This is a genomic window from Sutcliffiella horikoshii, from assembly GCF_008180725.1.
In the GTDB taxonomy this organism is placed as follows: Bacteria; Bacillota; Bacilli; order Bacillales; family Bacillaceae_I; genus Sutcliffiella_A; species Sutcliffiella_A horikoshii_B.
In genome coordinates this window covers 1-22,124 of sequence record NZ_VTEV01000013.1, presented here as the reverse complement: position 1 = coordinate 22,124, position 22,124 = coordinate 1, and the positions used below count along the sequence as shown (strand labels likewise).

The window sequence follows — 22,124 nt, the reverse complement described above, 5'->3', positions numbered from 1 at the left end:
CCAAGTCAACCCTTTTTTGATTTGATGATGGAGTAGCCTTTTTTCTTTGTCACAACTTCCACTTCCTCAAACAATGATTCTAATTTCTCCATTGCTGAAGGAGCTCCTTGTTTCTTTTGGATCACAATCCACAGTTCACCTTTTGGCGCTAAGTGCGTCCAAGCTTTTTCTAGAATTTCATGAACTACTTTTTTGCCAGCGCGGATCGGAGGATTAGAAAGTATTGCCGCATAATCGGTGGAAGTGACATTTTCATAAATATCACTAGTGAAAACTGTGATATTTTCCACTTTGTTAATAGAACCGTTTTCTTTGGCAAGCTCAACAGCCCGTTCATTGACATCAATCATGTCCACGTGACGATGTGGATAAAATTTTGCAAGAGACAATCCAATTGGACCATAACCACAGCCAACATCCAGAATGCGACCTTCCACTTCCGGTTCTTCAAAAGCCTCTATCAGCACTCTTGATCCAAAGTCCACTTCTTTTTTTGAAAAAACACCGCTATCCGTTATGAAAGAAAAGTTGTTACCTTTTAAATCAAATTTCCATTGTTGACGGTTGCTTTCCACAGATGGCTTGTTTGTATAATAATGATTCGTCATATTTAGTCTCCTTATCTGAAAAGCTATCACTAACTTTTCAACAAATCAACTTCATATATTAGCACCCTTGAAAAAGACAGTAACCAAACGATCCTTACATCAAGTGTGGCACCGTTTAAAAAAAGCCCGCTAACACGTAGCGAGCTTTCCTTTTAAAGAGCCTGTAATTACTTAACTTCTACAGAAGCTCCAACTTCTTCAAGTTTAGCTTTGATTTCTTCAGCTTCTTCTTTAGCAATACCTTCTTTAAGAGCTTTAGGAGCGTTGTCTACAACTTCTTTAGCTTCTTTAAGACCAAGGCCAGTGATTTCACGTACTACTTTGATAACCTTGATTTTTTGTCCGCCAGCGTTAGCTAGGATTACGTCGAATTCAGTTTGCTCAGCAGCAGCTTCAGCAGCTCCGCCACCAGCTACAGCTACAGGAGCAGCAGCAGTTACACCAAATTCTTCTTCGATTGCTTTTACTAGGTCGTTTAATTCTAAAACAGTCATATTTTTAACCGCTTCAATGATTTGTTCGTGTGTCATTGTTAATTTCCTCCTTAGATATTATAAGTTTTTGTTTTTCTTACTTAACTTGCTAGATTGAAATTAAGCGCCTTGCTCTTCTTTTTGATCTGCAACTGCTTTCGTAACAAGAGCCAAGTTGCGGATTGGAGCTTGAAGGACGCTAAGCAACATGGAAAGAAGACCTTCGCGGGATGGAAGTTCAGCAAGAGCTTTCACTTCTTCAACCGTTGCAACATTTCCTTCGATTACACCAGCTTTGATTTCTAATGCTTCGTGTTTTTTCGCGAAGTCATTAAGAATCTTAGCAGGAGCTACTACATCTTCAGTAGAGAATGCGATAGCGTTAGGTCCTGTTAATGCGTCGTTAAGTCCGTTGATGTCTGCTGCTTCAGCCGCACGGCGAGTTAAAGAGTTTTTGTAAACCTTGAACTCAACACCTGCTTCACGAAGTTGTTTACGAAGTTCTGTTACTTCCGCAACGTTAAGTCCACGGTAGTCAACTACGATCGTAGATACAGAACCTTTAAACTTGTCAGCGATTTCTCCAACAGCTTGTTTTTTTACTTCAACTGCTTTGCTCATCGTTACACCTCCTAAAAAGTTGGTTACTACTTATACCGACCGGTGTACATAAAGAATGCCTCCACGCAGGTGGAGGCAGAAGTTTTATCGTTAAAAGCACAAGGCTTTATGTCGTAAAAATTCACACCTCGGTAGGAAATTAAGCCTTGCGGCACCTACTGTCTACGGTACAAACAATATCATTTTATAAACACAACGATTATTATAACCGTCTAGTTATCTTGTGTCAATATGTTAGTTTTTGGTAGCTACGAAAGTAGAAGTGTCAACTTTTACTCCAGGGCCCATTGTAGAAGTAACAGCAACGTTCTTCATGAATGTACCTTTTGCAGCAGCCGGTTTAGCTTTTAGTAAAGTCTCATAGATAGTTGTGAAGTTTTCAACAAGCTTCGTATCTTCGAAAGAGATTTTACCTACTGGTACGTGGATGTTACCGGATTTGTCAAGGCGGTATTCAACTTTACCAGCTTTGATCTCGTTAACAGCTTTTGTTACATCAAATGTAACTGTACCAGTTTTAGGGTTTGGCATTAAGCCTTTAGGTCCTAATACGCGTCCCAATTTACCAACTTCACCCATCATGTCTGGTGTAGCAACGATTACGTCGAAATCAAACCAACCTTGGTTGATTTTCGCGATCATGTCAGCATCCCCAACATAGTCAGCTCCAGCAGCTTCTGCTTCTTTCGCTTTTTCGCCTTTAGCGAAAACTAGGACTTTTTGAGTTTTACCAGTTCCATGAGGAAGCACTACTGCTCCACGGATCTGTTGGTCATTTTTACGAGGGTCAACTCCAAGACGGAATGCAACTTCCACAGTAGCGTCGAACTTCGCAGTGTTTGTTTTCTTAACTAATTCGATAGCTTCGTTAACAGAGTAAGCCGTTTGACGGTCCACAAGTTTCGCAGCTTCGATGTACTTTTTACCTCTTTTTGCCATTTTAAACGTCCTCCTTATGTGGTTTTAGCGGAATAACCTCCCACGAATAAAGGTTGCGAATTGGCCATAAACCAAAATCCGCAACCCTGAACAGCAGTTAAATCAAAAGCAATGGGATTAGTCTTCGATGACGATACCCATGCTACGAGCAGTACCTTCAACCATGCGCATTGCAGCTTCTACGCTTGCAGCGTTTAGATCTGGCATTTTCGTCTCCGCAATTTCGCGTACTTTATCACGCTTAACTGTTGCAACTTTATTACGGTTTGGTTCACCAGAACCAGACTCGATACCAGCTGCTTTTTTAAGTAAAACTGCAGCAGGTGGAGTTTTCGTAATAAATGTAAATGAACGGTCTTCAAAAACCGTGATTTCAACAGGGATAATCAATCCAGCTTGATCTGCTGTACGAGCGTTAAACTCTTTACAGAAACCCATGATGTTAACACCTGCTTGACCTAGTGCTGGTCCAACTGGTGGTGCTGGGTTAGCTTTCGCTGCCGGAATTTGTAGCTTTACCATTTTAATTACTTTTTTAGCCACGAGACACACCTCCTTAAGTCCGTGATGTGGTATCTGGGATTTCTCCCTCCCACTCAACTCATTCTTTATATATTTAATAAAGAATATTTTTTATTAATAGTCTCTGTTTCAGAGACATACTGACCTTTGAAATAATATCATTTTTACGAAACTATTTCAAGTTTTTTTACATTATAATTTTTCAATCTGTGTAAAGTCAAGCTCCACAGGGGTTTCACGGCCGAACATATTCACTAGAACTTTCACTTTATGCTTGTCTTTATCCAACTCTACGATGTGACCGGTGAAGTTTGCAAATGGTCCTTCTGTAACTTTTACGGATTCTTTCAGATCGAAGTCTACTTCTACTTGCTTCTCCATCATGCCCATTCTCTTTAGGATAAATGCAATTTCATCATCCAATAGAGGTGTTGGCTTGGAACCGGATCCGCTTGATCCTACGAAACCTGTTACTCCAGGTGTGTTACGTACGACATACCAAGAGTCGTCTGTCATGACAATTTCTACTAGAACGTAACCTGGGAAAACTTTTTTCTTTGTTACTTTCTTTTTGCCGTTTTTGATGTCTGTTTCTTCTTCTTCAGGAACTACGACACGGAAGATCTTGTCTTGCATCCCCATTGATTCTACTCGTTTTTCTAAGTTCGCTTTTACTTTATTCTCGTATCCGGAATAAGTATGAACAACGTACCAGTTTTTCTCCATTGTTTAGGACTTGTGTCCGTCCCTCCCTTTTCTAGCATTTTATTTTTGAGACTATAAATATTAGTATTCCGTTGAACTCCCTGTTGATTTCCGTTATGGGTGTTCGCTTTCCTAGGGGCGGTGCTTGAGCCTCCTCACAACGCTTCAGGGGTCTCAAGCTACCGCTATCTCCCTCAGGAGTCTCACACCCTTCACTACAATCAACAGGGGAAGTTCGGCTAATCGCCAAGAATACCACCTTATAAAAATCAGTGAAACTATTAAAACACCGTGGTGTTTTTTTCCAAATGAAAAAACCCGTTGAACGGGCTTTTTATCAGAAAGTATTATTTACATTATACCATGATATAACATTACTTATTCAAGAGCAAAAGGAATAAGGAAAAAATTTTGTTCGCTCTTAAAAGATTAGTTAATCAAAGCACGGATTAACTCGGAAATACCTAAGTCAATAACCCAGAAAAATACTGCTACAAACAATACTGTTGTTACTACTGTAATTGTGTAGCGAGTTAGTTCCTGGCGTTTTGGCCAGCTTACTTTTTTCATTTCGCGAGCTACATCACGAAAAAAATTAGTCAAACGTCCCATCCATGTAACCTCCAACCCCAGATAGTGATCTATTTTGTCTCCCGATGAACGGTGTGAGCATTACAAACTTTACAAAATTTCTTTATCTCTAATCGCTCTGCGCTTTGTGACTTTCCTTTCACTGTTGAATAGTTGCGGGAAGAGCACGTCGCGCAAGCAAGTGCTACCTTACTTTGCATGTGTTACACCACCAAAACATAGATGTCCCTAAAAATGTAACATAGGCGTAATAATTAGTCAATGTGGTTTGAAGGCGCCACCATTTGGTATTATAGCCTAGGAGATGTTACTGTTTATAACGTAATCTCTCTCAGCTCCAAGTACCTTTCTAACTTACGTTTTACCCTTTGTAAGGCGTTATCGATGGATTTTACGTGCCGGTTTAAATCTTCTGAAATTTCCTGATAGGAACGTCCGTCCAGGTAAAGAGCAAGAACCTTTCTCTCAAGGTCGCTCAGCAACTCCCCCATCTTAACTTCTATATCATCAAATTCCTCTTGATTTATGATTAATTCTTCAGGGTCCATGACCTTAGCACCCGAAATGACATCCATTAATGTGCGGTCCGATTCTTCGTCATAGATAGGCTTGTCCAATGATACGTACGAATTCAATGGAATATGCTTCTGTCTTGTAGCAGTTTTAATCGCAGTAATGATTTGTCTTGTAATGCATAGTTCGGCAAACGCCTTGAAAGAAGTCAACTTGTCCTCTTTAAAGTCCCGGATTGCCTTGTATAGACCTATCATCCCTTCTTGCACAATATCCTCGCGATCTGCACCAATAAGAAAATAGGATCTAGCCTTCGCGCGAACGAAGTTCTTATACTTGTTGATTAAATAATCTAGCGCTTCACTATCACCTAAATGCACAAGTTCTACCATCTGTTCGTCTTCCATAAGCTCTAATATCCTGTTAGCATTTCTTGGATCGCTCACTATCACACCTATCCCTCCGACTGAATCAGTAGATAGAAATATTATACAGTAGGCATAAATTGACCGTCAACCACTCATCGCTGTCCTCGGCGCCATTTTTCGAAAATTGCTGAAATTTCATGGTCCAGTTCTATGCGTTTTGACGGCTTTTCGTTGGTAAATTTTGTTACGCGTTTTTTTATTCTTTCCTCAATAGCATTTGACTCATTTAACAGTTCACGAGCAGATTTCCGCAATGCACCTTGACCGAAGATGGCCCATTGTTCTGTAAAGTCAGAAGTGGCCACATGGATTTGGGTGCGAATATCACTTAAGCTGATAGCGAGTTTTTCGATCCTTTCATCGGCTGTTTCGTTTTCACGAGTATAAATGACTTCCACCCGATGATTTTTGTACTTCGTCTCTATTCCCTGTGACATATGCGCGTCAAAAACAATAATCACCTTGTAGCCTGTATACGCCTGGTACTCTGCCATTCTAGAAATAAGGATATCACGGGCCATTGCGAGATCCTGATCTTTCAAGACCCTAAGCTCCGGCCACGCACCGATAATGTTATATCCATCTACCAGTAGAATATCCATTCTTCCTTACTCTCCTGCCGACAATCTTTTGCGGAAAACCTCATACATTAATAAACTTGCTGCTACAGATGCATTTAGTGACGTAACTTTCCCCACCATCGGTAAAGACACAAGAAAATCACATTTTTCTTTTAAAAGTCTGGCCATTCCTTTTCCTTCACTGCCTATGATAAGCCCAAGCGGCAAGGAACCATCGATTTTTGTATAATCAACCGTTCCTTTTGCATCTGTTCCAAAGATCCAAAGACCTCGCTCTTTCAGCTCGTCCACTGTTCTGGCAAGATTGGTTACTCGCACAACCGGTATATGCTCAATGGCACCTGTGGAGGCTTTTGCCACTGTGGCAGTCAATCCCACCGCTCTCCGCTTCGGAATGATGATACCATGTGCGCCTACGGCATCTGCTGTACGCATGATGGAACCTAAGTTATGGGGATCTTCAATTTCATCAAGAATCAGAAAGAATGGATCTTCGTTTCGTTGTTCTGCAGCCTTATACAGATCATCAAGCTCTGCATAATCATAGGCAGCTACGGATGCGACGACTCCTTGATGATTTCCCTCCACCATCTGATCGATTTTTTTCCGAGGGACAAATTGCACAAGAACATTTGCTTCCTTCGCCATTGCAATTACCTGTTGGATAGAGCCTTTTTGACCACCCTCTGCAATCCATAGCTTGTTGATTTCACGATTAGATTTAAGCGCCTCTAGCACTGGGTTTCTTCCCATAATGAATTCTTTTGTCATCTCTATTCACCTCTCTTGCTGTCTACCAGTTCTATGCAGGTAAACACGATTTCTTCCATGCGGTCTATTTTATCACTTAAATAATGATAGCCGATCAGCGCTTCAAATGCGGTAGAGTAACGGTATGTTTGCACGTCGGTATTCTTTGGTACTGAACCGGATTTTGCATTCCTTCCGCGTCTGATCACACCTTGTTCTTCTTCGGTAAAATATTCGCGGTCCATCAGTTGGTGAAGCAGATGTGCCTGCGATTTCGCAGACACATAGTTTGTTGCAGCCCGGTGCAACTGGTTTGGGCGAATCTTTCCGGATTTCAAAAGGTGGTGGCGGATGTATCCTTCATACACCGCATCCCCCATATAGGCAAGCGCCAGACTATTTAATTGCTTTGCATCTACTTGTGTTTTGCTCATTCAGATATTAGCCTCTTTTCCAACGCGTGCCTTGTGCTGTATCTTCGAGGATGATATTTTTAGCTTTCAATTCGTCACGAATCTCATCGGCTCTTGCAAAATCACGGTTTTTCCTTGCATCGATTCTCTGCTGAATCAAGCTTTCGATTTCTTCATCCAATAGTTCTTCCTCTGCAGTAAGGGACACACCAATCACAGAAAATAATTCTTCAAACTGGGCAATGAACGCCTCTAATACCTTTTCAGAAGTGTTTTTCCCGTTTAAGTAAAGGTTGGCTTGCTTCGCCATATCAAATAAAACGGAAACAGCATTTGCTGTATTAAAATCATCATCCATTACTTTGATGAATTCGTTTTTAAACTCTTCTACTTTTTCTAGCCATTCCGCATCATCCGTTGCAAGATCAGCTGTATTGTCCAAACGATGCTTTAAGTTTTCGTAAGCTGTTCGTATACGGTCGAGGCCGTTCTTGGTACTTTGTAGCAACTCTTCGTTATAGTTGATTGGATGACGGTAATGGACGGAAAGCATAAAGAAACGTAATAATTGCGGGTCATGCTTTTTAATGATGTCATGAACCAGCACGAAGTTACCGAGTGATTTAGACATCTTTTCGTTATCAATATTAATATACCCATTGTGCAACCAATAGTTAGCAAATGTCTTACCTGTCAACGCCTCAGATTGGGCGATTTCATTTTCATGATGCGGGAAGGACAAGTCCTGTCCACCGGCATGGATATCAATGGTATCCCCAAGGTATTTGCGCGCCATTGCCGAGCACTCGATATGCCACCCAGGTCTACCATTCCCCCATGGACTTTCCCAATAAATCTCACCCTCTTTTGCTGCTTTCCATAGAACAAAATCAAGTGCATCTTGTTTCTTATCTCCTACTTCAATACGAGTTCCAAGCTGAAGGTCCTCTATCGGTTGGTGTGAAAGTTTTCCATACTCCTTAAACTCGCGGGTTCTGTAATAAACATCTCCACCAGACTCGTAGGCATATCCTTTTTCAATTAATGCTTCAATGAACTCAATGATGATATCCATGCTTTCTGTTACTCTTGGGTGAACAGTTGCTTGTTTGCAACCCAGTGCAGAGACGTCTTCGTGATAAGCTTCGATAAACCGTTCTGCAATGGTCGGTACATCTTCTCCTAATTCGTTTGCAGCCTTGATCAGCTTATCATCCACATCCGTAAAATTAGAAACGTAGTTCACTTCATAGCCGCGGTATTCTAAGTATCTTCTAACCGTATCAAACACGATTGGCGGTCTAGCATTCCCAATATGAATGTAGTTATAAACGGTCGGTCCGCACACATACATCTTTACCTTGCCCTCTTCAAGCGGGACGAACTTTTCCTTTTGACGTGTTAATGTATTATAAAGATGAATGGTCATCAATTTTCTTCCTCTCTTTTAAAAGTAGCAGTTCATTTTGCAGGCGGGCAATTTGATTTTCTAATTCTACAAACCTGTCACCTGTCGGATCTGGCATTTCATGATGGTTTAAATCCCTTTTCACCTTCACTCCATCTTGTATGACGATCTTCCCCGGAATGCCAACAACAGTGGAGTTGGCAGGTACATCCTTTAATACAACCGATCCCGCTCCAACTTTAGAGTTTTCACCGATTGTGATGGAACCCAATACTTTGGCCCCTGTTGCAATCAGTGCGTTGTCTTGAATGGTCGGGTGGCGTTTTCCTTTTTCTTTCCCGGTACCGCCGAGGGTTACTCCTTGGAAGACAGTAACATTATTCCCAATTTCACAGGTTTCTCCTATAACAACTCCCATTCCGTGGTCAATAAAAAATCTACGGCCAATTTTGGCACCTGGATGGATTTCTATTCCAGTGAAAAAACGGCTTACTTGGGAGATGACTCTTGCGATGAAGAACATTTTCCGTTTAAAAAAAGCATGCGCAATCCGGTGGGCCCATACGGCATGGAGACCCGAGTAAGTTAGGATTACTTCGAAATAATTTCTTGCAGCGGGATCTTGTTCAAATACCACTTCTATGTCTTCCTTTAGTGTACGAAACATGGAGTACCTCCTTTCTTTTCTTTCTTTTCAAAAATAAAAACGCCTCGGTGTCATTGACACAGAGACGCTTATGGCGCGGTTCCACTCTGTTTGGATATGGGTTGCTAATAAAAGAGGACCCATATCCCCACTTAAGCCTCATAACGGGAGGTTGCCGCTGTCACTTACTCAGCTTTAACGCCTTTTAGTAACAGACTCCAAGGTGCATTTCAAAAAAGTCATCACATGAATCGCTTGCAGCCATGGCGATTCTCTCTGGAAAGGATGGACTTTTTCTACTCTCCTCTTCAACATTCATCTATGGTTATCTCGTTTAAAAATATGTTAATTCTATCATATTATGTTTTACGTAAAATGTTAACCGATTAGCTTCGACAATCTCGCTAAAACTGTATCTTTTCCTAGTAGATGGATCGTTTGCGGCAGGTCACGACCATGTGTTTGACCAGTCGTTGCCACACGGATCGGCATGAACAGCTTCTTGCCTTTATGACCGGTTGCTTTTTGAACAGCTTTCGTTGCAGCTTTGATGTTGTCCACGGAGAAGTCCTCCATCGCTTCCAATTCTTTATGGAAAGCAACCATTACTTCCGGTACTTGTTCTTCCGCCAGGACAGCTTTTGCTTCTTCATCGTATTCAATATGGGTTTTGAAGAACATTTCCGTTAGCTCCACAATTTCCGCTCCAAAACTCATCTGCTCTTGGTAAAGTCCGATAAGCTCCTTCGCCCAAACCTTTTTATCTTCTGTCATCGATTCTTCCAGACGACCTGCTTTTACTAGGTGCGGCAAGGAAAGGTCGACTAGTCGATCCAGGTCCATTGTTTTGATGTATTGATTATTCATCCATGTTAATTTGTTTGTATCAAATACCGCTGGTGATTTGGATAGGCGAGCCGTGTCAAAGATCTCAATAAATTGATCCTTAGAGAAGACTTCCTCTTCGCCGACTGGAGACCATCCAAGCAACGCAATAAAGTTGAACAACGCCTCAGGCAGATAGCCAAGCTCCTCGTATTGCTCGATAAACTGGATGATGGACTCATCACGTTTACTTAATTTTTTTCGACTTTCGTTTACGATTAACGTCATATGGCCGAAAACAGGAACATCCCAACCTAACGCTTCGAAAATCATGATTTGTTTTGGCGTGTTCGAGATATGATCGTCACCACGAAGGACGTGGGAAATTTGCATCAGGTGATCATCGACTGCCACCGCGAAATTGTAAGTAGGTGTTCCGTCCTTTTTCACGATAACAAAGTCACCAATGCCATCGGATTCAAAAGAAACGTCTCCTTTTACCATGTCATGGAACTTAATTTCTTTTCCTTTTGGTACGCGGAAGCGAATGCTTGGTTCTCTTCCTTCTGATTCAAATGCTTTCTGCTCTTCTTCGGTTAAATTGCTATGTTTGCCCGAGTAACTAGGGTTCTCTCCACGGGCAATCTGTTCTTCGCGCTCCGCTTCCAGTTCCTCTTCCGTGCAATAGCATTTATAGGCAGACCCATTTTCCAATAGCTCGTTATAAAATTTAGTGTAGATTTCATTACGTTCTGATTGGCGGTATGGTCCATATTCGCCACCTACATCGACACTTTCATCCCATTCCATTCCAAGCCACTTCAAATATTTCAGCTGGCTTTCTTCTCCGCCTGCGATATTACGTTTTTTGTCTGTATCTTCAATACGGATGATGAACTTCCCGTTTTGGCTGCGTGCAAACAAGTAGTTGAATAGTGCGGTTCTGGCATTTCCTATATGTAAGTGCCCTGTTGGACTTGGGGCATATCGTACACGAACTGTCATGTTTTGTTACCTCCATTTTCCGTCGGCTTTCGGGCCCGGACGGTTTTTAAAACTAAGCATTATTTTAACATAAAAATGCTGGAGCACGTAGCTATTTCTTTCTATAGGTTTGTTATAACGCCGCTGTTGATTTCCGCAAATGGCTTCGCATTCCTAGGGGCGCTGCTGGAGCCTCCTCGGCTTACGCATGCGGGGTCTCCACCTAGCGCTATCTCCCTCAGGACAAGGAAGGCTTCGGCAGCGAAACATCGCACGAAGTAAATGCGTAGCATTTTCGAGGAGTCTTCGCCATTTGCTCCAATCATCAGCTATAGATCACGTTTTCCAAAAACTATTTCTTTATCAAAAGGACGGCTGCTTGGGCGGCGATTCCTTCTTCTCGGCCGGTGAAGCCGAGTTTTTCAGTGGTGGTGGCTTTTACGTTGACTTGTTCCACGTCCGCTTCTAGTAGTTCGGCAATTCGTTTGCGCATCGGTTCGATATGTGGAGCCATTTTTGGTTTTTGTGCAATGATGGTACAGTCCACATTTCCAAGTGTATAGCCTTTTTCTTTTACTATTGCCCATACCTGTTCCATTAAAACAGCGGAATCTGCGTTTTTGAATGCCGGGTCTGTGTCTGGGAAGTGTTTTCCGATATCTCCTTCTCCAATTGCGCCTAAGCATGCATCGGAGATTGTATGTAATAGTACGTCGGCATCGGAATGTCCTAGTAGCCCTTTTTCGTAAGGGATGGTGATGCCTCCGATTATAAGTGGTCTACCTTCTGCAAACTGATGTACGTCAAAACCTTGTCCAATTCGAAACATAGTGCACCTCTCCATTATCGTTTAACTCCTGTAGATTTCTGTTCCAGGTGTTCGCTTTCCGATGGGCGGTGCTTGAGCCTCCTCACAACGCTTAAGGGGTCTCAACCTACCGCTACCTCCCTCCGAAGTCTCACACCTTGCACTCCAATCTACAGGGATTTACGGTTTAATATCATCTGTTACATTTTCATAAAATTATTTTTGTAAAAAAGCTTTTGCAAGGATTAGATCTTCTGGTGTGGTCAGTTTGAAGTTTTCGTATTCACCTTGTACTATGTGTACCGGCACATGGATACGTTCAACCAGACTTGCTTCGTCGGTTCCTAAGTAGTTCTCTGTTTTTGCCTGATCATGCGCCTCTTTTAGGATTCCATAACGGAAAGCTTGAGGTGTTTGGATGGACCATAAGCTGGATCTCTCCACGGTTTCTTCCACTATTCCCGCCACGCTAACACGCTTTATCGTATCTTTTACCGGCACCCCTACAATTGCAGCCCCCTCTTTGGACGCTTTTTCCACCAAATTGTGAATGACTTCGTGGGAAATGAAAGGTCTTGCTCCATCATGAACAAGTACAATTTCTGCTGTTTGAAGCGATGTAAGCCCATTATACACGCTATCCTGCCGCTCTTCTCCACCAATGACCATTTCTTTTACTTTTTGTATTGGATATTGGGTAAGAAGTTCTTTGAATATACCTTTTTCATTTTCATTGATGACTAGTTTAATTTCTTTGCACCATGGGTCTGCTTCAAAGACAGAGAGGGTATGTATGATGACAGGTTTCCCCTCCAGCTCGATGAACTGCTTGTTTTTTCCTGCTTTCATCCGCTTCCCCTGTCCTGCTGCTAGTACGATTACTTGATAGTTCATTATTTACTCTCCCGTGGGTCTTGTTTTTTCACAAAATAACTTATACCCTCTAAGCAAAGCTTAAGAGGGTAAGGGTTACTCGTATTTACTTATAACGCTGCCCGTTCTAGTTGTTTGGGCTTGGCAAAGATCATTCGTCCGGCAGATGTCTGGAGGACGCTTGTGACTAGTACCTGGATGTGCTTGCCGATGTAATCTCGGCCTTCTTCCACTACAATCATGGTACCGTCATCAAGGTATGCGACACCTTGATTATGTTCTTTTCCGTCTTTTATGACTTGTACAGTCAGCTCTTCGCCAGGAAGAACGACAGGCTTGACCGCATTGGCGAGATCGTTGATATTTAACACTTCAACATTTTGGAGTTCGCAAACTTTGTTTAAGTTAAAGTCATTGGTCACTACTACTCCAGAGGTCAACTTTGCTAGCTTCACAAGCTTAGAATCCACTTCCTGGATATCTTCAAAATTGCCTTCATATATCTCTACTTTTATCGCTAATTCTTTTTGAATTCTGTTAAGTATATCTAATCCACGTCGACCACGATTTCGCTTTAATACATCGGATGAATCGGCGATATGCTGAAGCTCTTCTAGAACAAATCGTGGAATGACGATTGTTCCTTCTAGAAAACCGGTTTGGCAAATATCGGCCACCCTGCCATCAATAATAACGCTCGTATCCAAGATCTTCAGTTTCTTTGAGGATAAATCTAATTCGTCATCTTCTACTGATTTTTTCTTCCCGAATTTAGAAGAGATAGAAAATAAACTTACTAATTCATCTCGTTTTTTAAAGCCTACTTGAAAACCAAGATATCCTAATAGAATGGTAATGAAAATAGGGAAAATGGCGCTGACAAATGGGATTCTTTCTAAAGGAATAACTGCTAGATACGCGACAATCAGTCCAAAAATCAGTCCTAAACTACCAAATAACACATCGGTAACCGGCGCTTTTACTAGAGATTCCTCTATCCATTTAATGAATCCTACAACATAATCCACTAACCAAAAAGTAAGGATAAAAAATATAATTGCTCCTAAAATAGCAACAGTATAAGGCTTCGTAAGAAAAGGGATATCCCCTAGATCCAAAAGAGAAAACAGCTCGGGAATGAAAAAGATCCCCAATGTTCCGCCAAGGATTAAAAAGAATAGTTGAACCATACGCCTTAACATTGCCTCACCTCCCTTTATTCATTATAAACAGTTTCCTTTAAATAAAACGTCGAAAAAACTTTTAATTTACTTTTGTAAGGATTTTGTCACATTCCTGATTTTACGGCTTACATTTGACGGTCTATTAATAGTTGGTCCTGTATTCGTTTTAATCCCTCTTTGATTTTTCGGGCTCGCACCTCACCAATCCCGTCTACTTCATCCAGTTCTTCCACGGTTGCATGAAGGATATGCTTTAAATTCCAGAACTTGCAGACAAGGTTTTCGATGACAAGAGGCGGAAGTCTTGGAATCTTATGCAAGACTCTATATCCTCTTGGGAGGACAATTTCATCCGGATTCATAAACCCAGAATACCCTAGCATCTTCAGAATAACCGCATCGTCCAATAGATCGGTATTTGCCAACTCCTGCAATCTTCTTAAAATCATAAACGCATCCATCTCTTTATCCAGACAATAATCTTTTATAAGTAGAATCGCTTCTTCTTCAATATGCGCCAGTAGTTCTGTCATTTGTAGACGGATGAGTCTGCCTTCCGTACCAAGCTCATTTATATAGCTTAGTATTTCATTTTTTATGCGGAGTACCATTTCTATACGATGGATTACCTGTAAAAGTTCCGATAATGATACTTGTTCTTCAAATTCCAAGGCACCTAAATTGGTAATACCTTGATCTAGCACTGTTTTATATTTTTCCAACGTTTGAATTGCTTGGTTTGCCTTCGTAAAAATAACCCCGATATCACGCAATGCATAACGAAAATCGCCTTTATACAATGTAATGACATTACGGCGCTGAGATATCGCTACCACAAGACAGCCTGTCTGCTTAGCCACACGTTCTGCTGTTCGATGCCTCATTCCTGTTTCTGTTGAAATGATCGTGGAGTTAGGTGTCAATTGTGCATTGGCATACAGTATTTTCGTCCCTTTTTCATTTAGGATGATGGCGCCATCCATTTTGGCCAATTCATATACGTAGGCTGGGCTGAATGGACAATTGATGGAAAACCCGCCGTCTACCATGTCTTTCACTTTATCATTGAATCCCACCACCACAAGTCCGCCGGTTTGGGACCTTAGAATATTGTTGATTCCTTCCCGAATAGGTGTTCCGGGTGCGATAAACTGTAACGTATCTGCCATGATTTTTTCTTTCTGCCGTTGTTCTTCCATCTCTATCCCCCTAGAGTATATTGAAGAGCCTGTTCAATGGTGTTAACGCCAATCACATTAATTTCTTTTGGAATGGTCCATCCTCCCAAGTTTTTTGCGGGTATGATCACTCGTTTGAATCCAAGTTTTGCCGCTTCTTGAACACGTTGTTCGATGCGGGATACCCGTCTGATTTCGCCTGTCAGTCCCACTTCCCCTATCACCACATCTGTTGGTTCAGATGTCTGGTTACGGAAGCTTGAGGCAATGCTGACCGCTACTGCTAGGTCAATGGCTGGTTCATCGAGTTTAACCCCTCCAGCCACTTTCAAGTAGGCATCCTGGTTTTGAAGCAACAGCCCCACTCTTTTTTCAAGTACCGCCATGATGAGTGATACCCTGTTATGGTCGATTCCTGTTGCCATTCTTCTTGGATTCCCATAACTTGTTGGAGAGATCAATGCCTGGATTTCCACCAATACGGGCCTTGTACCTTCCATGGATGCTACAACTGTGGAACCTGCCGCTCCTTTTGACCGTTCTTCTAAAAAGATTTCTGAGGGGTTCTTTACTTCCGTCAACCCCTCTTCCTTCATTTCGAAAATCCCAATCTCATTTGTGGAGCCGAATCTATTTTTTACCGAACGCAAGATACGGTATGTGTGGTGTCTTTCTCCTTCAAAATACAGCACCGTGTCCACCATATGCTCCAAAAGGCGCGGCCCTGCAATTGATCCTTCTTTGGTGACATGACCTACGATGAAGACGGCAATATTCTTTGTCTTCGCTATCCGCATCAACTCAGCCGTACATTCTCTAACCTGCGACACACTCCCCGGAGCGGAGGTAACAGCAGGGTGGTAAACAGTTTGTATGGAATCGACAACAAGCAAGGTCGGCTGTACATCATCCACCGCTTTTGCAACCAGTTCGAAGTCTGTTTCTGATAAAACAAACAACTCATCTGCCTGTACTCCCAAACGGTCTGCCCGCAGCTTTGTTTGCTGAACAGATTCTTCCCCCGATATGTATAGGACACGATGTTTTTTTAATGCCAATTGACAGCACACCTGCAGCAATAAAGTAGACTTTCCAATGCCGGGGTCTCCCCCAATAAGAACAAGTGATCCTTGTACCAATCCCCCTCCAAGCACTCTATTGCACTCTTCCATATCTGTATAAATTCTTGACTGCTTTATATTTTCCACTTTTGTGATGGATTCCGCTTTTCTTGCCAGTGTAGATGAGGACGTCGTAAAACCTCCACGCCTTGGCGTCCTGGACTCTTCCAGTTCCTCCACCATTGTATTCCAAGCATTGCACCCGGGACATTTCCCCATCCACTTAGGAGACTCATACCCGCATTCCTTACACATAAACTTTGTCTTACGCTTTGCCATCCAAAAATCCTCTCTATATTAACAATAATCTTTATGAAAAGAGTATAGTAAAAATACCATTGTTTTCCTTCTTTTATGATACCTTATTTCACATAACTTACGCTAATCTAAACCATTGGAAAATACAAGAAAGGAGGAAAGCCCTTATATCAAGAGCTAACCTCCACTTCTATTCAGCCATGTAAATCGACTATCAACTTTATTTTACTTTTTCCACATCACGGACAACAAATTCTCCGTCTATCACATCTAATGAGATTTTCTTGCCTTTCTCGATATTTCCTTTTAACAGCTCTTCTGATAGTTTATCTTCCACGTGCTTTTGGATGGCACGGCGCAACGGTCTTGCACCATATTCCGGATCATAGCCTTCTTCTGAAATCTTTTCTTTTGCAGCATCTGTCAGCTCTAAGTCGATATCCTGTTCTTTCAGGCGTTTCGTCAACTGCTCAGATAGCAACGTTACGATTTCTTTCAAGTGTGTCTTTTCTAAAGAGTGGAAAACAATCATTTCATCCACACGGTTTAGGAACTCCGGACGGAACGCCTTTTTCAGCTCATCCATCACTTTCCCTTTCATGTCTTTATAGTTCTGGTTCTCATCCTGTACATTGAAACCTACATATTTGTTACGCTTTAAGGCATCTGCACCAACATTCGATGTCATAATGACAAGCGTGTTACGGAAGTCGACTGTTCGACCCTTCGAATCTGTCAAACGGCCATCCTCTAACACTTGTAGTAGAATATTGAACACATCAGGATGCGCCTTCTCGATTTCATCTAACAGAATAACAGAATACGGTTTGCGACGAACCTTCTCCGTCAATTGGCCGCCTTCATCATATCCAACATAGCCTGGAGGGGAACCAACAAGACGGGAAGTTGAATGCTTCTCCATATATTCGGACATATCAATACGAATCATCGCATCCTCGTCACCAAAGATAGATTCAGCTAATGCTCTTGCAAGCTCCGTTTTACCTACCCCAGTTGGCCCAAGGAAGATGAAGGATCCTATTGGACGCTTCGGATCTTTCAAGCCGGCACGTGCACGGCGAACAGCTTTTGATACAGCTTTAACTGCTTCATCCTGTCCAATGACACGGGAGTGCAATAAAGATTCCATGTTTAACAGTTTATCTGTTTCTGTTTGTGCCAGTTTTGATACCGGAATTCCTGTCCAGCTTGATACCACCATCGCAATATCTTCCACTGTCACCTCAGAATTCTCTTGTCCCTGTTTTTCTTTCCACGTTTTCTTTGTTTCTTCTAATTGTTCACGAAGGCGTTGCTCTGTATCTCTTAATGACGCCGCCTTTTCAAACTCTTGGCTCTGTACGGCAGCATCCTTCTCGTTGCGAACAGTTTCTAACTTTACCTCTAACTCTTTTAAGTTGGGAGGTGTTGTAAAGGAACGAAGTCGCACTTTTGATCCTGCTTCGTCAATCAAGTCGATCGCTTTATCCGGCAGGAAGCGGTCCGAAATGTAACGATCGGAAAGCTTAACCGCCTGCTCAATCGCTTCATCGGTGATGGATACGCGATGATGCGCCTCATACCGGTCACGCAATCCTGTCAGAATCTGAATAGATTCCGCTGTTGTCGGCTCATCCACTGTAATTGGCTGGAAGCGTCGCTCAAGTGCTGCATCTTTTTCGATATATTTACGGTACTCATCTAGCGTTGTGGCACCGATACATTGCAACTCTCCACGCGCTAAGGACGGTTTTAAGATATTGGATGCGTCGATGGCACCCTCTGCCCCACCGGCACCGATTAATGTATGAAGTTCGTCGATAAAAAGAATGATGTTGCCAGCTTGACGGATCTCATCCATCACTTTCTTCAGGCGGTCCTCAAACTCCCCGCGATATTTCGTACCAGCAACAACCGTTCCCATATCCAGTGTCATAACGCGCTTATCACGAAGGATTTCCGGAACTTCGTTGCTCACAATTTGCTGTGCGAGTCCTTCAGCAATAGCCGTCTTACCCACTCCAGGCTCCCCTATTAATACCGGATTGTTTTTTGTTCTTCGGCTAAGCACTTCAATGACACGCTGAATTTCCTTGCTTCTTCCAATAACAGGATCCAGGCTGCCTTCACGCGCAACCGCTGTTAAATCCCTTGCCAAGCTATCCAAAGTAGGTGTATTCACATTTGCCGATGCACCACCTTGATGTCCTCCGGAAGACTCGTTGCTTCCAAGTAATTGCAACACTTGCTGGCGAGCCTTGTTCAAACTCACTCCCAAGTTATTCAATACGCGTGCCGCCACACCTTCTCCCTCGCGAATCAGGCCAAGCAATACATGCTCTGTTCCCACGTAGGAATGACCAAGTTTACGGGCTTCATCCATGGATAGCTCAATTACCTTCTTCGCTCTTGGTGTATAGTGAGGGATGGACTGACCACTGTCCTGACCTCTGCCAATGAGGTTTTCTACTTCTTTTTGAATTTTTTCAGGTCCCAGGCCCAGGGCAATCAGCGCTTTCGCAGCAATCCCTTCTCCTTCTCTGACCAGTCCAAGCAGGATATGCTCTGTTCCAATATTATTATGGCTTAGGCGCAGTGCCTCTTCTTGTGCCAATGCCAATACTTTTTGCGCTCTTTCTGTAAATCGACCAAACATCATATCCAATCGCCTCCCGAATATTTTATCTATTTAATCGCATTCTTTCCCGAATCAAGCTAGCCCTGCGAACATCTCTTTCATTTGGTTTTAATGGTCCTCCAGCATATTGCTGCAAGAAGCCCGGTTGAGTTAATATCATTAATTCATTCAAAATCGATCTTGAAATGTCGGTGATATAGCCTAAATCTATACCAAGCCGCACATTCGATAAACACTTTGCCGCCTCTTTCGTCTCCATTACCCGGCTATGTGCGAGCAACCCGTATGAGCGAAATACCCTATCTTCTAATTGTATGTTCGAAGTTTTGACTAATGCTTCCCTGGCAGAGCGCTCTTGTGAAATAAGTTGATGCACAACACCCATAAGGTCCTGGACAATATCTTCTTCTGACTTACCAAGTGTCATTTGGTTAGATATTTGAAAGATGTTCCCTAAAGCTTCGCTGCCTTCCCCATAAATTCCTCTAACAACTAATCCCAATTGATTAATTGCAGGAACAATTCTGTTCATCTGCTGAGTCAACACCAGTGCGGGCAAGTGCATCATGACGGAAGCGCGGAGCCCCGTCCCCACATTTGTCGGGCAACTCGTTAAGTATCCTCGTTTTTCATCAAACGCATAATCAATCTTTTCTTCTATCCAATCATCCAATGAATTAGCCACCTGCAACGCTTCATTTAATTGCAGGCCGGGAAACAAGCATTGTATCCTGATATGATCCTCCTCATTTATCATAATGCTCACTTCTTCATTCGGTGATAACAAACATGCTCCAAATGCCGAATCCTCCGCCAGTTGTGGACTGATCAAGTGCTTTTCTACCAGCACTCTCTTCTCTAATGCATTCATTTCCTCCATAAGAAGAAACTCTAGTTCCCCAAGGTCCTGAAACTCTTTTTCCCCAAAATGCTGCCTCATGATATCCACTATTTGCTGAGCTTCCTCATTGCTAGACACTGTCGGAAACTGCATCTTTTCTAGATTCCTAGCAAGTCGCACTCTACTACTAAGTACGATATCTGAATCCGGACCCTCCTGCTTCATCCAAGAGCTGACCGCATTATTCAAAAAGTGTTCAAGAGACATCTACTGCTCCCCCTCTCTTTTTTCACTCAATTGCCTTTCCAATTCTCTGATTCTATCTCTAGTATTCGCCGCGCTCTCGAATTCTTCCTGTAAAATAAGGTCTTGTAGTTCCTCTCTTAGCGAATCAATTTCTTTCCTTACATGCATACTTCCGCCGATTCGTTTCGGTATTTTCCCTGCATGCATCGTGTTTCCACTATGCAACCTTTTTAAAATAGGCTGCATCTTGTCAGAAAAAGTATGGTAACATTCCGAACAACCAAATCGGCCAATTTTCGTAAACTGTGGAAATGTCATCTTACACCGCTCACACTGTAAGATCTTCTGCGGCTCAAGATCTTGCTTTTGTGGATTTGGAATGGCGTGTTCCGTATTTAACAATCCAGCAATCAGGTTATTAATCGAAAAACCTGAACCACCCGTAAATAATGACATACTACCCTTTTCTTGAGCACATTGCTCACATATATGAATCTCGGATTTTTCTCCATTAATTATCTTCGTAAAATGCAAAGCAGCCGGACGCTCATTACATTCTTGACAAACCATTTTCATCCCCCCTACCGATACTTCAGTGTCGTCAGCATGGCCGTTAACATCCTTGCCCGCAACTCATCTCTTTCAGGCAGGCCCAAATATAAAACAGAGCGGTCCATGACACTGACCATTATCTTCGCCTCCCTAGCGGAAATCACCTTCTCTTCCACCAACCGAAAGATAACATCCTCCGCACTAGCTTGGGAAACTCTCACATCTATCAGTTCTATAAGCTGGTCAATTAATTGCAAATGGTCATGCGGTTTGATTTTAATAATCCTAATATACCCGCCGCCTCCACGCTTGCTCTCCACCAAATATCCTCGTTCAATCGTAAACCTAGTATTAATCACATAATTAATCTGGGAGGGCACACATTCAAACTTATCTGCTATCTCACTTCGTTTAATCTCAGCAGAATTCTCCCTGCTTCCCTCTAACACCTGTTTCAAATAATGCTCAATGACATCAGATATGTTCCTCATGCTATCCTCCTATCTGACCTTGACTATCTTTGACTATATGTAAAATATATAAGACCTTCCGAAAAAATTCAATAGATAACCTTTCGCTAAAAACTGTCATTCTGGCGTGTTTGGGGTGTCTTTGCGTCAATATATGTAGGGTTATAGATGTAGGGAGCTTTTCTGACAAAATAATCTCTCTCAAACAGAATTCCACTTTTGGGAGGTGTTTAAACGTCAATTGGTCAAAATTGTTCAAAAAATGTATTAAATGGGGCGTTAGTGGTTCGGGGTTTGAGGTAGGTGGTTATATTATCTTAAGAGGGATGATAAAGGCGTTTACGAGGGGGATTAAATAGCCAAAGTGCTTTCATTTTGTATATGAGGACATATATGATGGAATTTCAGCTTTAAAGTGACTTCAGCAGTTGAATGATGACATTTACAGCGAAAAATTTTTCCCCAATGTGTCTTCATCATACTGAATATCGATGCTAAACGGTGACAAAATTGTCTCTAGTTTTTGTTTTTTGGCACCTTTCTCGCTCTAAGATGACAAAACTTTCTTCTTCTCCGCTGTTTTGTCACCGTTTCGCCTCTACGATGACAGATCCTCCCCTTTCCAAAGGACCCTGTCATTGTTCGGCCACCATTTTCTCCAAAAAGAATACAAAAAAACCAGCGCCTAATCTAATAAGCACTGGTTTCCTATAAATTTGCCTGGCAACGTCCTACTCTCACAGGGGGAGATCCCCCAACTACCATCGGCGCTGAAGAGCTTAACTTCCGTGTTCGGTATGGGAACGGGTGTGACCTCTTCGCCATCATTACCAGACATATTCAGTTGAAGGTTGATCCTTCAAAACTAGATAATGTGTTCGTATCAAGAAATTCATATCGTTCACTTATTTCAATACTTATTGGGTTAAGTCCTCGATCGATTAGTAT

24 protein-coding genes, 1 rRNA gene and 2 other annotated features are annotated in these 22,124 nt (G+C 42.3%); all 25 genes read right to left on the bottom strand.

Annotation, left to right across the window (positions count from 1 at the left end; translation table 11 throughout):
• Positions 1–5: 5 nt before the first annotated feature.
• The 25 genes from FZC76_RS21000 to rrf all read right to left on the bottom strand — a co-directional run bounded on the left by FZC76_RS21000 (position 6) and on the right by rrf (position 22,011).
• Complete coding sequence (locus tag FZC76_RS21000; RefSeq protein ID WP_148967033.1) at positions 6–608, bottom strand: class I SAM-dependent methyltransferase; 603 nt, start codon at positions 606–608, stop codon at positions 6–8.
• A gap of 167 nt (positions 609–775) precedes the next feature.
• Entirely contained in the window at positions 776–1,138 is a 363-nt protein-coding gene (rplL, locus tag FZC76_RS20995; protein ID WP_060666612.1) for a 50S ribosomal protein L7/L12, read from the bottom strand.
• A 63-nt stretch (positions 1,139–1,201) separates the two neighbouring features.
• Positions 1,202–1,702 carry a 50S ribosomal protein L10 gene (gene rplJ / locus FZC76_RS20990; protein WP_010191469.1) on the bottom strand — a complete coding sequence of 167 codons (501 nt, stop codon included), beginning with the start codon at positions 1,700–1,702 and terminating at the stop codon, positions 1,202–1,204.
• Between the two features lie 40 nt (positions 1,703–1,742).
• Positions 1,743–1,888 (bottom strand) — a sequence feature (ribosomal protein L10 leader region).
• A 48-nt stretch (positions 1,889–1,936) separates the two neighbouring features.
• Positions 1,937–2,641, bottom strand: a complete 705-nt coding sequence (gene rplA / locus FZC76_RS20985) for a 50S ribosomal protein L1 (protein ID WP_148990098.1) — start codon at positions 2,639–2,641, stop codon at positions 1,937–1,939.
• Between the two features lie 117 nt (positions 2,642–2,758).
• Positions 2,759–3,184, bottom strand: coding sequence for a 50S ribosomal protein L11 (gene rplK / locus FZC76_RS20980; protein WP_148990097.1), 426 nt, complete (start codon positions 3,182–3,184; stop codon positions 2,759–2,761).
• Positions 3,185–3,355: 171 nt separating this feature from the next.
• On the bottom strand, positions 3,356–3,889 hold the full coding sequence (gene nusG, locus FZC76_RS20975) for a transcription termination/antitermination protein NusG (protein ID WP_060666616.1): 534 nt from the start codon (positions 3,887–3,889) through the stop codon (positions 3,356–3,358).
• Between the two features lie 408 nt (positions 3,890–4,297).
• Positions 4,298–4,480 carry a preprotein translocase subunit SecE gene (secE, locus tag FZC76_RS20970; RefSeq protein ID WP_010191465.1) on the bottom strand — a complete coding sequence of 61 codons (183 nt, stop codon included), beginning with the start codon at positions 4,478–4,480 and terminating at the stop codon, positions 4,298–4,300.
• Positions 4,481–4,509: 29 nt separating this feature from the next.
• Positions 4,510–4,659, bottom strand: coding sequence for a 50S ribosomal protein L33 (gene rpmG, locus FZC76_RS20965; protein WP_010191464.1), 150 nt, complete (start codon positions 4,657–4,659; stop codon positions 4,510–4,512).
• A gap of 114 nt (positions 4,660–4,773) precedes the next feature.
• Positions 4,774–5,379: an RNA polymerase sporulation sigma factor SigH gene (gene sigH / locus FZC76_RS20960; protein ID WP_087942026.1), complete on the bottom strand. Its 606-nt coding sequence runs from the start codon at positions 5,377–5,379 to the stop codon at positions 4,774–4,776.
• Positions 5,380–5,492: 113 nt separating this feature from the next.
• Positions 5,493–6,002 carry an NYN domain-containing protein gene (locus FZC76_RS20955; RefSeq protein WP_060666617.1) on the bottom strand — a complete coding sequence of 170 codons (510 nt, stop codon included), beginning with the start codon at positions 6,000–6,002 and terminating at the stop codon, positions 5,493–5,495.
• Positions 6,003–6,008: 6 nt separating this feature from the next.
• Positions 6,009–6,752: a 23S rRNA (guanosine(2251)-2'-O)-methyltransferase RlmB gene (gene rlmB, locus FZC76_RS20950; RefSeq protein WP_148990096.1), complete on the bottom strand. Its 744-nt coding sequence runs from the start codon at positions 6,750–6,752 to the stop codon at positions 6,009–6,011.
• Positions 6,753–6,754: 2 nt separating this feature from the next.
• Positions 6,755–7,165, bottom strand: coding sequence for a Mini-ribonuclease 3 (locus FZC76_RS20945; protein WP_148990095.1), 411 nt, complete (start codon positions 7,163–7,165; stop codon positions 6,755–6,757).
• 7 nt (positions 7,166–7,172) lie between these two features.
• Complete coding sequence (gene cysS, locus FZC76_RS20940) at positions 7,173–8,573, bottom strand: cysteine--tRNA ligase (RefSeq protein ID WP_148990094.1); 1,401 nt, start codon at positions 8,571–8,573, stop codon at positions 7,173–7,175.
• Positions 8,554–9,219 carry a serine O-acetyltransferase gene (gene cysE, locus FZC76_RS20935; protein WP_148990093.1) on the bottom strand — a complete coding sequence of 222 codons (666 nt, stop codon included), beginning with the start codon at positions 9,217–9,219 and terminating at the stop codon, positions 8,554–8,556. The genes cysS and cysE overlap by 20 nt, the downstream gene beginning before the upstream one ends.
• A gap of 57 nt (positions 9,220–9,276) precedes the next feature.
• Positions 9,277–9,519 (bottom strand) — a binding site (T-box leader).
• Positions 9,520–9,576: 57 nt separating this feature from the next.
• Positions 9,577–11,028 carry a glutamate--tRNA ligase gene (gene gltX / locus FZC76_RS20930; RefSeq protein WP_148990092.1) on the bottom strand — a complete coding sequence of 484 codons (1,452 nt, stop codon included), beginning with the start codon at positions 11,026–11,028 and terminating at the stop codon, positions 9,577–9,579.
• 331 nt (positions 11,029–11,359) lie between these two features.
• Positions 11,360–11,836, bottom strand: coding sequence for a 2-C-methyl-D-erythritol 2,4-cyclodiphosphate synthase (ispF, locus tag FZC76_RS20925; RefSeq protein WP_060666623.1), 477 nt, complete (start codon positions 11,834–11,836; stop codon positions 11,360–11,362).
• Between the two features lie 195 nt (positions 11,837–12,031).
• The gene (gene ispD / locus FZC76_RS20920; protein WP_148990091.1) at positions 12,032–12,709 is read right to left on the bottom strand and encodes a 2-C-methyl-D-erythritol 4-phosphate cytidylyltransferase; all 678 of its coding nucleotides are present in this window, start codon (positions 12,707–12,709) and stop codon (positions 12,032–12,034) included.
• An 89-nt stretch (positions 12,710–12,798) separates the two neighbouring features.
• Positions 12,799–13,890, bottom strand: coding sequence for a PIN/TRAM domain-containing protein (locus FZC76_RS20915; RefSeq protein WP_060666625.1), 1,092 nt, complete (start codon positions 13,888–13,890; stop codon positions 12,799–12,801).
• A 107-nt stretch (positions 13,891–13,997) separates the two neighbouring features.
• Positions 13,998–15,071 (bottom strand): DNA integrity scanning diadenylate cyclase DisA, encoded by a 1,074-nt coding sequence (gene disA, locus FZC76_RS20910; RefSeq protein ID WP_148990090.1) that lies wholly within the window; start codon positions 15,069–15,071, stop codon positions 13,998–14,000.
• A 2-nt stretch (positions 15,072–15,073) separates the two neighbouring features.
• A complete protein-coding gene (gene radA, locus FZC76_RS20905) occupies positions 15,074–16,450 on the bottom strand; it encodes a DNA repair protein RadA (protein ID WP_148990089.1) in 1,377 nt (458 codons plus the stop codon).
• 199 nt (positions 16,451–16,649) lie between these two features.
• Positions 16,650–19,088, bottom strand: a complete 2,439-nt coding sequence (clpC, locus tag FZC76_RS20900) for an ATP-dependent protease ATP-binding subunit ClpC (protein WP_148990088.1) — start codon at positions 19,086–19,088, stop codon at positions 16,650–16,652.
• 22 nt (positions 19,089–19,110) lie between these two features.
• Positions 19,111–20,175, bottom strand: coding sequence for a protein arginine kinase (locus FZC76_RS20895; RefSeq protein WP_148990087.1), 1,065 nt, complete (start codon positions 20,173–20,175; stop codon positions 19,111–19,113).
• Positions 20,176–20,724, bottom strand: coding sequence for a UvrB/UvrC motif-containing protein (locus FZC76_RS20890; protein WP_148990086.1), 549 nt, complete (start codon positions 20,722–20,724; stop codon positions 20,176–20,178).
• 11 nt (positions 20,725–20,735) lie between these two features.
• On the bottom strand, positions 20,736–21,197 hold the full coding sequence (locus tag FZC76_RS20885) for a CtsR family transcriptional regulator (protein ID WP_148990085.1): 462 nt from the start codon (positions 21,195–21,197) through the stop codon (positions 20,736–20,738).
• Between the two features lie 697 nt (positions 21,198–21,894).
• Positions 21,895–22,011 (bottom strand): 5S ribosomal RNA (gene rrf, locus FZC76_RS20880).
• Positions 22,012–22,124 lie beyond the last annotated feature (113 nt).